The sequence below is a fragment of the Acinetobacter chengduensis genome (assembly GCF_003664645.1).
In the GTDB taxonomy this organism is placed as follows: domain Bacteria; phylum Pseudomonadota; class Gammaproteobacteria; order Pseudomonadales; family Moraxellaceae; genus Acinetobacter; species Acinetobacter chengduensis.
This window is the reverse complement of the sequence record NZ_RCHC01000035.1, coordinates 1-11,291: the sequence shown is the minus strand read 5'-3', so window position 1 is coordinate 11,291 and position 11,291 is coordinate 1. Positions and strand designations below refer to the sequence as shown.

Below are 11,291 nucleotides of genomic sequence, written 5' to 3'. Positions count from 1 at the left end.
AAAAAGCATAAATAGTGGTCAATTTTATTGGCAGAATATATCAAAACCGTTCATAAAAAAGCCGACTTGTTTCCAAGTCGGCGTTTTACGGTTTTTGAGGTTGGTTAAAAATTTTTAACTATATGAAAAACAATAATATTTTAAAGTGCGTTTCGTATAAGCTCTATTATGTTAAATAATTAAGGATAAAAGCTTTATTACTAAATAGAACAGTTGCTTAAAGCAGTATAGAGTTAAGTTTGCATTTTAATATCAAGTTGTCTTTCAGCACCGATAATCACCATACGAATCCCATTTTCAAAAATGTCATCCGCATTCATATTTTGTAAGGTATTCACTCCTTGGAGCATGAGTGGATATATAGTTGGATCGGCTTCGAATGGTGGGTCTGATCTTATTTCTTCTTGCTGCTCCTCAAGGACCCACCCAACAATAAACCTTCCTAATGTCATAAGTAATGCAACTGCTTCAACAGGAGAAAACCCAGCATGAGATAACAGCGCAACTTGGGCCTCAATCGTGTTGAAATGTCCTTGACTGGGGCTAGTTCTTGCATGTAGACGAGCACCATCACGGTAAGCTAGTAGTGCTCGACGAAAGCTTACAGAATTAGCGAGCAACCAATCTTGCCATGTCATCCCATCGATGGGTAAAGAAACTAAATGGTGTTCATTTATAATGGTTTCCGCCATTGCTTCCATTAACAAGGATTTATTCTTGAAATGCCAATATAGAGTTGGAGATTTAATACCCAATCGTTGAGCTAGCTTGCGTGTGGTTATTGAATCTATGCCTTCTTCATTCAACATATCCAATGCGGTACGCAGGACTATTTCACGTGTCAGACGTTGAGGTGCAATATCTTTTTTACTCATAAATCTATCACTGATAGGGAGTGTGTGAGAGAATATTAATTCTATCATTGCTAGAGAAGGCATTTGTGAAGAAATCATTGAGCGTGATTTTAATCACTATATTTCTGGATGCTGTTGGGATTGGTTTAATTATGCCGATCTTGCCTGAATTATTACGGTCATTGGCTGGAGCTGAAGCAGGCGGTGTTCACTATGGTGCTTTATTAGCTGTGTATGCTCTGATGCAGTTCATTTTTGCACCTATCCTTGGAGCGTTGAGTGACCGATTTGGACGTCGACCTGTATTAATTATTTCAATTGCTGGTGCAACGGCTGATTATCTCCTAATGGCTACTGCTCCTTCTCTATTGTGGCTATATATTGGTCGTATTTTTGCGGGAATTACAGGTGCCAACATGGCTGTTGCAACAGCTTATGTTTCAGATATTACTCCAGCCCATGAGCGTGCAAAAAGGTTTGGTCTCCTTGGAGCTGTCTTTGGTATTGGGTTTATAGCGGGTCCGGTAATAGGTGGAGTTTTGGGTGAATGGAACTTACATGCACCGTTCTTTGCTGCTGCTTTTATGAATGGGATTAATTTAATAATGACAGCAGTCTTATTAAAAGAATCAAAACACAGCAATAAAATGACTGAGAAGGTTCAGGAGCAATCAATATTAAAGAAATTATCCTATTTGATCACTCAACCTAATATGGCTCCATTGCTTGGTATCTTTTTAATTATCACATTGGTTTCACAAGTCCCCGCAACTTTATGGGTTATCTATGGGCAGGATCGTTATGGCTGGAGTATATTTATTGCAGGTGTTTCCCTTGCTAGTTATGGAATATGCCATTCTATTGCACAGGCTTTTGCTATCGCCCCTATGGTAAAGAGGTTTGGAGAGAAAAATACGTTGTTATGTGGAATAGCTTGCGATGCAATTGGTTTACTTCTTTTATCTATTGCTGTTGAAGAATGGGTGCCTTTTGCGTTGTTACCATTGTTTGCCCTTGGTGGAGTAGCCGTTCCTGCTTTGCAAGCAATGATGTCCAGAGGTATTAGTGATGAAAGACAAGGTGAATTACAAGGGCTATTAAGCAGTTTTAATAGTCTGGGGGCTATAATTGGTCCTGTATTAGTTACTAGCCTCTATTTTATGACTCAGGCATCAGCTCCTGGAATGGTATGGGCATTAGCTGCAATACTTTATGTAATCACCCTACCCTTATTGCTTAAGTATCGCCTGAATAAATATTCTGGAGTTCCATAAAATATTTAATTTATTGGTTTAAAAACTAATGGATTCTATAGTTTATCTAAAATTAACATAATACACCTTATACGAAATGCTGTATAATTATCCTTATAATTCAACGCTGTAGTTTCTAGTTTATAGCCCGAGCATCCCTGTTCGGGCTTTTTTTATGATTTTTCACGTTCCACGCCTATTCTTTGAGCAATGTTTCACAACTTTGTTCATATCAATTAAACAATCATGGTTAATCATAGGGTCTAAAAAAACGGCTCCAAAAGCCTCTTTTTTCTGGTTCCGGTTGGACATGTTCCGGGACTAGAATGCGCTTATTCTCGATTACTTCAGGTTCTTTTGGAGGGATTGTGATCACTTCCTCTTTTTCTTCTGTCTCAGGCTTAGATTGAGTTGGCTCAGGATCAACAGGTGTAGTGACATGAGGTTTTGGAGCTTCCAATAGACGTTGCATGACTTCAATTTGTTCTTGGTAGAAGGCTTCTCGATCTTTGGCATCTGATACTTGATTTTTCAGCATGTCTATCTGCTGTCTAAGCAGTAAAACTTCTGCCGAACTTGGACTGTCTATTTTTACAGGGTCTTTTACATTCTGTTTTTTAGCAGGCTCTCCAAATACACGAATGGCTTCTGAAAAATCAATCTTATTGTCAGAATTTTTACTTAGAATTCCTTTGTTTATATGGTTGTATATGGTCTGTCTATTTATATTGTAAAGCTTGGATAATTCAAGAACTGAAAGGCTTTTCATGATGTAAAGCTATGCCTAATCTTGTCAAAAGTTGTTGTCTATTAGACTGTCTAATAGACAAATGAGCAAGCTTATATTTTATGCCGCTTTATAGCCAACTTTTTTAAGCAGTGGAGTAAATTCTTTTAATTTTTCTGGATCTTTAAGCATATCAGCAATCCTTACAGCAAATTGAGAATAACTTTCTGTCCCTTCAGAATATTTACTACTCACTTCCGGGAGTTCTGAAAGCTTCTTGGCAAATAAGAGACGTTGTGGATCTGTTAATGTTACTAAATTTGATTTTTTAGGTTTCTTCTGACGAAACTTAAATGAAAATCCTGAAATTATTCGACCAGTTTTATGTTGCTCGTATTGAGCTGTTATATCTGTCCATTCATTCACTTGTTTAAGAGCAAAATCTAAAACGTAAGTTTTGAAATTACTCATGGTCTTATACTGATTAACTTCAACACCTAGTTGTTGTCTGAATATTTGCAAATCAAAAATGGGGGTTTTCCCTGCTGAGCGCCATTGAATTAACAACTCATATAAACGAATTGCATAGGCACTAGTTAATCTAGCGACTTGTTGTAATTCATATTTAGTAAAATTTTCTTCTAAACGAGTAATAAGAGGGACGATATCTTGTGTGAAACGTAAAAAAACAATCCCTGAATTAGGTTCATAACCAATTTTATCTACCCAGCGACAGTGGAAACTGCGGTCTTTCCCCGTTTTGGGGTTAACGTCATGATAAGTAACATAACGGTCAAATAAGCTTTTAGAGGCGTCTTTAAGAACTGTATAAGCAGTATGTTTCTCAACATGGAAGGTATTAATATAGCTATTCGCATGAACCTCTAGAAGACTATTTTCAGTGATTCCATGTCCAGTTTCTCTAGCTTCAGCTATAGCAAGTAAAATTAAACGTTGTTCTACCATGTCTAGGGTGTAACTTGCCTGCATTAAAGAATTATCTTTAACGATTAATTTTGACATTTCATTCTTTATTATCTTAATAACTAGGTTGTAAGATAGACCATTCAAATGGTTTTAGCAATTCTCTTTTTAATGGGTCGATAAACCTAGTTTTAATACCCTTTAAGACAGATATAATTTCACTACTATTAAAAGGTTTAAGGTCCATAAATTTTAGTTTTAGTTCTTTTTAACATCAGATTTCGTATAAGAATTTAAAGGTCGACAAACCTAGTTTAAAGGTCGACAAACCTAGTTTTAAAGGTCGATAAACCTAGTTTTAAAGGTCGATAAACCTAGTTTTAAAGGTCGACAAACCTAGTTTAATTAAGTATGAAAGCCTTTTAAATAAAGACTTTTATAGCATTTAAAAGCATTTAAAAGCATTAAAATAATTAAAAGCCCAGAGAATGATAAATTGCCCTATGTTTTCGCTACGCTCAAACTCTATTGAATCTCGCTATCGCTCGATTCTTGGGGCAATTTTTAGTAAATCTCGTTATGACTTTAAAAAAAGCACAAACAATTCGGAATTCGCTTCGCTCATAGTGCTTTTTTTACTCGCTTTCGCTCGTTCTAGAATCAAATTTTGGCATTTGATTTACGCTCTTTTAGATTTCACATACTAAAAAACAGTTTTTCAAAGAGTCGAAGCGCGAATTTTAGTTATGCCGCTCGTAGACACTCGCTCGGTATATACCTTCTAGGTATATTGTGAGTTTTGAAATGGATCTTGATTTGTATTTTTGCAAAATAAGCTAAATGCTCTTGTTTTGCGATTACAGCCACTTTATTGATTTAGACGTAGCTAACTCAAAAATTGGTTTAAAAGTGGCTGTAATCGCATTTTATTGCGGTTTTAAGTGACTATCTGCTTCAAAGATATAAAGTTCTGTACCGTGGTCATCATATTCACATAATCCTTCAATAACTTTGATAAACAATTCTCTGCTTCGAAAGTAGTTTTCAGTTCTTGGATGAATATATTGATAAAGCGTGGTGTTACTGACCATTCTGAAAAAATTTTGGTTATTCACGATGGTATTTTTAACTTTTTCTGGATCTATATTTTCGGTTGATAAATTAAGTTTGTTCCAGGCGGCTAGTACTGCTCCACCTAAAGCATATTTGAGCTGATTTTCTGCATTACGTTTCTTTTGGGCGTCTGTCAGTTCTTTATGACTTTTTTGCAAAATTTCGCGCTTGTGTTCATTCTCCAGCCGGATCCGGTTTTCCAAGGCTGCTTTTTCAATTTTCTGGTAAGACTCCAGGGCACGATCCAGGCGGAAGAAATTATCCTGATCCATTTCCTGTGTCAGTAATGCCAGAATTTCTGTTTCGTTGGCCAGAAGGGGCTGCTGGTTTTTATCCTTTAGTTTGATCTGTTCAATGAGGGCCTGTCTTTTTAAAAACTGGTTTTTATCACGGTCTGCAGCTTTCAGTAGATTGAGCTGTTTGTCATTGAATATGCCATTTGCTTGTTGAAGCAAGGTCAAAGCCTGCTGCTGGTTTTTCTTGAGGAAAGGGAGATTTTTAAGGAACTGCTGTAATGTCATGAGGTCATTTGAAGTGAGTATTTTCGCAGGTCTTCCACGGGCCGCCATCGCATTCTCCAGCATAAAATGGGTGAGGTTTTTGTGTTTTCAGTTTAGCATAGGCCGGCACGGGAAGAATTAAAAAAAATATGGGAACATTTTTTTTAATTCTTAAGCTCGTTTCCGTGTTTTTAATTCGATATAATTACTACGCAATTATATCGAATTAAAAACACTTCTCCTCGTGCTCCGCAGGCTCTGCGAGGCTCCGTGAATTTGAAGGTGGGAATATGTTCTACTGCAATCTGGAACACACAACAAAAAAGGCCGTGAAGACCCGATCCGGAAAAGTGAAAAATGGTGCCACGGCCAAGAACCGGTTTCATTACATTAGCCGGACTTCGCATTTCAGAAATTACAAAGAAAGTGCTTCAGAACAGATTGAGTTTGTCAGATCGGGGAATATGCCGAATTTTGCTGAAGGGAAGCCGGCTGAGTTTTGGGAAGCTGCTGATATTTATGAACGAAGGAATGGCCGCACCTGTTCCAGTATGGTGGTGGCCTTGCCCAAAGAGCTGAGTCAGGCACAGCGGATTGAACTGGCCGAGCAATTCATTAGTGAGTTTGCAGACAGTTACCGCTATCCATTCACCTGTGCCATTCATAATCATGCTGGGTCCTTGGGAGGGAAAGAGCAACCGCATTTGCATTTCATGTACAGTGAGCGGCATGTGGATGGCATCGAGCGGACAGCAGAGCAGTTTTTTAAGCGTTATAATCCAAAGGATCCGCATAAAGGCGGGGCACAGAAGTTAACAGCTGATGTGTTAGGCATGGGAAAGGCGCAGCTGCAGCTGTATCGGCAGAAGACTGAAGAGCTTATTAATGAAAGTCTAAGGTATTATGCTCCCACCAAGATGGTGGAAATCCGGGGCATTCAGGTCGAGGTCCCTAGCCTGGTCAGCTGTTTATCCAATCAGGAATACAATAAGAAGCATGGCACACAGCTGAAGGATGTGCCTGTGATGAATAAGGCCGTCCGTTTTGCGCGTGAGAAAGAGCCAGCGTTAGTGGCCGAACGGGAAAGAATGACTGCTGAAATTAACCGGTTACGTGCTGAAAATAATTATGAGTTGTATCGTCCATTTTATGAGGCTGAATTAGAGAATCGAAAAACCATTGAAGAACAGCAAAAGCAAGTCGAGACTCCACGGACACGGCAGCGATGGTATGCCCAAGAAAAGTTATTGTTTTTACAACAGAAGATGCTGCAAACCTTATTGCAAGATCGTCAAACGACCCAACCGCTTAGGTTGATTCAGCATGATTTACAGACCTATATAGACCTTTTGAATACCGAGTCCTTCGATCGAGTCGAGAGGTTCGAATACTTAAGGGATCTTGGCCAACAATTAGAGGGTTCAGTTATTCAGATCGCCTCTATTGATGAAGAATTGGCATTTATTCAGCGGCAAGTCATCGAACGTGTGCCTTTGCAAATGAGGGAAAAGGCTATCGCTCCTGAAAAGACAAGGAATCAAGATAAGGATAATGGTTTTAGTCCTCGCTTTTAAGCCGATTATTTAAGGCACGCCACTGCATAAGCAGTACTGCTTCTTCATCTTTAATTGTGGTTTCTCCAGACTGGATCCGCTCAAAGCGTTCCCAGGATCTTTTTTCATGGGCTTTTTTTTCTTTGGGGTTCATGCCAAAGGTGGTGATAGATTGGGCTGTTGCCCAATCCTTACGATCCATTTCTCTGAGATGCTCACTTGTACTGAATTTTTTCATGGGAAATACTTCCTATAAGGGGTTAACCGAATTATTTGATATCTAATTCCCTAATGTGACAGAACCTAGAATTCCAACTATTAAGCCAAATGCAGAATCTTCTACTTGTATTTTAATAGATCATTCTACTTTTAGATTCTTTTATTTATAGGGAGGTTGCTATAGTAAGGCTATGATTAATATAGTTTTATTGGGCTTACTGGCGAATTTTAGTTTCTTGAAGAAAAAGTAATATATTATTTATAAATCAATAGTTTATAAGATTAGTGGCGAACTTTAGATGACAATCTTCTAAAATTGTCATCTAAAATTCGCTCATAACTCATATTTTTTATTTATATCAATATCTTATATGTTGTTTTTTAAGCCTGATTAAATAAGCCTCACAATAGCAATAAATAAGTATAAAGAAACAAGTGCAGCGGAAATTTTAACCCTCTAATTCTTTGTTATTAAAAGCATGCTCAAAGAAGCAAATAAACAATTAGAGGGTTATGCTTTTCTTATTTGATGTTGAATTGAATTTCGCATAAGAGATTTTATGTTAAATAGAATTCAGTCTATTGAAGTAAAAAAGGCAGATTCAACTGCTTTTTTTATTATGTTAGTTGAATTTTAAAACTCATTTTTTAGTAGATGTCAATGTGCAGACTTTGAGAAAAAAATAGTACGAAATAGCGCGCTAAAGTCTGCATATTGCAATATTTTTAGATTCCATAGATAATACATTTATTATTTTAAATTAATAAAATTCATACACTTACATTAGGATAATTTATAATGGCAAACTTACTTCAAAAAATTTCTTGGAATGAAAATTTGTATCAAAAACCAGATATATCTGGCTATTATATTGAACAAGGAAATGACAACTATATTGCTCATTTCGGTGTTGGCCACGAAGCATGGAACTTCAATAAAAGTGATTTAGTTGATGGAAAAGTTTATGGGTATTTGAAAGCAGAAGTTTCCACTTTATTTAATGAAAAACATAATATCTTTTTCTTTTCTAGAAATTTAAATGGAGATCTCTTCCTCGTTGGCTATTACAAAGATTGTAAGTATTTAGCAGAGGAAGAAAGAATTAAATTAAGGGAGAGAATGGCTGAATCTGGTATTTTAGATAAACGTATTAATCAAGTTTATCGTATTCTTAGAGATGAAGATGATTTCTCTGAATGGTCTTGGGATGATGTAGAAGAAGAATTTGGATTTGAGGTAAGTTCTTTTAAATTAGAAGTGTTGCCTGAGAATGTTATCATTTTTGATAAAAAGATTCCTTTCACAGAGCAAGATTGTATTGATGTATTAGAGAAAGGCTGGCAAGAGAGATACGGAAATTATACTTTTATTCCGGATTTGGAAGAGTTTATGTCAAAAATTGTTGAAAAAGAACTAGTGTAAATATCTTAGAGATAATAAACAAAGGCAGTCTAAGCTGCCTTTTTTTATTGTGAATAAAGCTAAATTTTTCATTCATCAAATTAATAAGATTAATTTTTAGATCCATCCAACCTCAAACAAACAATGCCCTTGTTTTGCTTATATATTTTTTCACTTTCTTCAAGTCCTAAGAATAAGACATTAAAAAAAGATTTTTCTTTTGGCCGCTTAGAGTCGATAAATTTAAAAGTCCATAAGATAAGGGTAGAAGCAACAGCAGCTTGGAAGAACGTTAGATCAAAATATGGTGTTAAAACTTTACCAATAATTCCACTCATAACAGTAGTAATGAGGGCTAATAGAATAGTTGGTACATGAAAAAACTTTATCATAGCTAGGCTTTTTTGATTAAACACTCATGAAATAGATCATTATTTTTCCAATGTTGTCTATTTTTTTTACAAAACTATGTAATTAAAAGGAACTCTAGAGTTCGTAGAAGAGATTTATGTTAAATGAAAAGACACCTCGGAAGGTGTCGATAGAGAAGTAAAATGATGAAATAAAAATTCTTATATTTCTAATGTATATTCCTCACCATTTTTAACTTTTCGTAATAACTCAATACAAGCATCTGAATACTTATGAGTTCCTGATTCTGAACTAGTCATTACTTCTGAGTGATATTTATTTTCTGTAGCTTTTATATCGCAGCCCGTCTCTTCCGTGATCTGCGCTAATAAATTATGGGCTCCGTGCCAGGTTGAGAAACCTAGTTGTTTCGCAACAGCCGTTAAAAGATATTTATAACTAGCATTGAAGGCCTGGCCATCATTTAAAGTTGTTAACCCAAATAGCTTGGGAAGCTCTTCATCATCATTTGAAATGTTTGTTAATAGTAATTCAAAGTTGAATGGCAAATCTCTTTTTGGAATATCTGAGGATACAAGCTTATATGTCCGATCTAATAAAGCACGCAGCAATTTAGGATTGACTGAAATACTTGTGGTATTTTCTGAAATTGCTTTATATATCCACTCAAAATTATTCGCATGAATAACTTTAATTCGAACACTTTTATTTGCATTGATAGGAATTAAACTTTCTACTGGATAGGTTTTACTATCAGAGTAATTTTCATCAAAAACTACTAAATAGATATTAGGAATTAATTCACCTTCAGGTGCTAATATTTCATCAATATCAGATAAGATATTGATAATATTAGGATCAGTACAGCTATAACCAAAAAAGAATAATGGATGTTCTGCAAAATAGGTTAGTAATTTAGCTGTTAAGTACTTTTTCTTCTTATTAAATTGATCATAGTCTTCATTAGTTAAAATAATACTTTTTCGATCTTGATAGCAGCCATGGATTTTTAATATTTCTCCATAAGTTGTGTAATTAGCTCTAATGACTTTTTCACCAATAACTTTTTGATAATCAGGAAAAATATGTTCTAAAATCCCATCATAATTAGTGGTAATAATGGCATGAGGTTTAATACTTTGGAGTAGTTTTATCTCTTCTGATAAAGGATGATGTTCTATTTCTACAGAATCAGTTATTTTTTTGAAAATATCACTAACTATATGTTTAATATATTCATTTTTATCAATATCTGGTTCAAATAATTCGGTTGGAAACTTACTCTCTTCACTACTATCTATTTCCCATGCCCATTCTTGGTATGCTTCTACAAATTCACTAGCCATAGTCATGTAGTTAACGTGCCCATTAAATTTATGGTTTTGTTGATAGTGAGCAAATCGTTTAGTTAGCTTTGGACATTGTTCAACCAGTAGCTCCATTAATTCTTTCCAATTCGGAGCATTAAAATAACGTTGAGATAATCCGGATCCTATAAAAAGAATAGGTTGAACTTGAAGAGCTTCGATACTACTAGCAATATCTGCTCGAATTGTTTCTTGATATGACACGTTATACCCTTTATTCATTCATTACCTCTTTTTATCATTAACATTATGTATTTAAAATAAAAAAATTACATGTGCATTTCTTTTTGGCGATATAGCTAAAGTTATAAAAAAAAGCGTGGGTATACGAAGTCAAAAAGGGAGTTTAAACTCCCTTTTTTATTGATGATTTTTTAATTCTTTGAGCATAGCATCTCGTAAAATCTCATTCATGCGTGTTTGATAGCCTTTACCTTGTGCTTTGAACCATGCAAGTACATCAGCATCTAGGCGAATAGAAGTTTGTTGTTTCACTGGACGATAGAACTGATTTTGACGTACAGCACTTCTCCAGTCGGTAATTTCAGGAATATCTGATAGATCTAGCTGATCATCAGGAATCGTTCCCTTAGCAAGCAAGCGTTCAATTTCAGCATCTTGCTTGTCGCTGAATTTTTCATTCAGCTCTTTGCGTGAGTATCTAACCATGCTCATATTTATCTCGCTCTGTCTTAGTTACCTGTCTTGCACTAATGATTCGTATGATTTCACAGTCATCTTCATCAATGATGGTGTGAGCTACTAAGAGCATTAATACGCCCTTTACTTTTCCAATGGTCTGCCAACGTTCTTCACCATCGGTATGTCTGTCTTGGATTGAGATCCTCAGCGGATCTTCAAAAACAAGGCTTGCCGTTTCGAAAGATACATCATGCTTTTTCTGATTCTTTCGATTCTTTGCCTCATCCCATTCGAAATACTGTTCCATAAAAAACATTCAAATTTGTATATACAATAATGTATCACATATTTGTATAACTCAAGCT

At 35.7% G+C, this 11,291-nt stretch carries 12 protein-coding genes; 3 read left to right on the top strand and 9 right to left on the bottom strand.

Annotated elements, in window-relative coordinates; translation table 11 throughout:
• Positions 1 to 233: 233 nt before the first annotated feature.
• A complete protein-coding gene (locus tag D9K81_RS17425; protein WP_004787586.1) occupies positions 234 to 875 on the bottom strand; it encodes a TetR/AcrR family transcriptional regulator C-terminal domain-containing protein in 642 nt (213 codons plus the stop codon).
• A 65-nt stretch (positions 876 to 940) separates the two neighbouring features.
• Here D9K81_RS17425 and tet(39) point away from each other — a divergent pair, with 65 nt between their 5' ends.
• Positions 941 to 2,128: a tetracycline efflux MFS transporter Tet(39) gene (gene tet(39) / locus D9K81_RS17420; protein ID WP_121523914.1), complete on the top strand. Its 1,188-nt coding sequence runs from the start codon at positions 941 to 943 to the stop codon at positions 2,126 to 2,128.
• A gap of 229 nt (positions 2,129 to 2,357) precedes the next feature.
• Here the strand turns inward: tet(39) and D9K81_RS17415 are convergent, their stop codons facing one another.
• The 3 genes from D9K81_RS17415 to D9K81_RS17405 all read right to left on the bottom strand — a co-directional run bounded on the left by D9K81_RS17415 (position 2,358) and on the right by D9K81_RS17405 (position 5,440).
• A complete protein-coding gene (locus D9K81_RS17415; RefSeq protein ID WP_121523912.1) occupies positions 2,358 to 2,876 on the bottom strand; it encodes a plasmid replication DNA-binding protein in 519 nt (172 codons plus the stop codon).
• 78 nt (positions 2,877 to 2,954) lie between these two features.
• Complete coding sequence (repM, locus tag D9K81_RS17410) at positions 2,955 to 3,857, bottom strand: replication initiation protein RepM (RefSeq protein WP_005175440.1); 903 nt, start codon at positions 3,855 to 3,857, stop codon at positions 2,955 to 2,957.
• An 827-nt stretch (positions 3,858 to 4,684) separates the two neighbouring features.
• Positions 4,685 to 5,440, bottom strand: a complete 756-nt coding sequence (locus tag D9K81_RS17405; protein ID WP_005175443.1) for a hypothetical protein — start codon at positions 5,438 to 5,440, stop codon at positions 4,685 to 4,687.
• 221 nt (positions 5,441 to 5,661) lie between these two features.
• On the opposite strand from D9K81_RS17405, the gene D9K81_RS17400 reads away from it, so the two are divergent.
• Complete coding sequence (locus D9K81_RS17400) at positions 5,662 to 6,945, top strand: MobA/MobL family protein (protein ID WP_121523910.1); 1,284 nt, start codon at positions 5,662 to 5,664, stop codon at positions 6,943 to 6,945.
• On the opposite strand, the gene D9K81_RS17395 is transcribed toward D9K81_RS17400, so the two are convergent.
• Complete coding sequence (locus D9K81_RS17395) at positions 6,929 to 7,162, bottom strand: hypothetical protein (RefSeq protein WP_180166135.1); 234 nt, start codon at positions 7,160 to 7,162, stop codon at positions 6,929 to 6,931. The two genes, D9K81_RS17400 and D9K81_RS17395, sit on opposite strands and share 17 nt — an antisense overlap.
• Positions 7,163 to 7,942: 780 nt before the next feature.
• Between D9K81_RS17395 and D9K81_RS17390 the strand changes: the two genes are divergently transcribed.
• Complete coding sequence (locus D9K81_RS17390; protein ID WP_121523908.1) at positions 7,943 to 8,566, top strand: hypothetical protein; 624 nt, start codon at positions 7,943 to 7,945, stop codon at positions 8,564 to 8,566.
• A gap of 89 nt (positions 8,567 to 8,655) precedes the next feature.
• Here the strand turns inward: D9K81_RS17390 and D9K81_RS17385 are convergent, their stop codons facing one another.
• The 4 genes from D9K81_RS17385 to D9K81_RS17370 all read right to left on the bottom strand — a co-directional run bounded on the left by D9K81_RS17385 (position 8,656) and on the right by D9K81_RS17370 (position 11,233).
• Positions 8,656 to 8,961: a hypothetical protein gene (locus D9K81_RS17385; RefSeq protein ID WP_121523906.1), complete on the bottom strand. Its 306-nt coding sequence runs from the start codon at positions 8,959 to 8,961 to the stop codon at positions 8,656 to 8,658.
• A gap of 156 nt (positions 8,962 to 9,117) precedes the next feature.
• Positions 9,118 to 10,488: an SIR2 family NAD-dependent protein deacylase gene (locus tag D9K81_RS17380; protein WP_207667528.1), complete on the bottom strand. Its 1,371-nt coding sequence runs from the start codon at positions 10,486 to 10,488 to the stop codon at positions 9,118 to 9,120.
• Between the two features lie 156 nt (positions 10,489 to 10,644).
• Positions 10,645 to 10,959, bottom strand: coding sequence for a BrnA antitoxin family protein (locus tag D9K81_RS17375; RefSeq protein WP_121523902.1), 315 nt, complete (start codon positions 10,957 to 10,959; stop codon positions 10,645 to 10,647).
• Entirely contained in the window at positions 10,946 to 11,233 is a 288-nt protein-coding gene (locus tag D9K81_RS17370; RefSeq protein ID WP_121523900.1) for a BrnT family toxin, read from the bottom strand. Before D9K81_RS17370 ends, D9K81_RS17375 begins: the two co-directional genes overlap by 14 nt.
• Between the last annotated feature and the right edge of the window lie 58 nt (positions 11,234 to 11,291).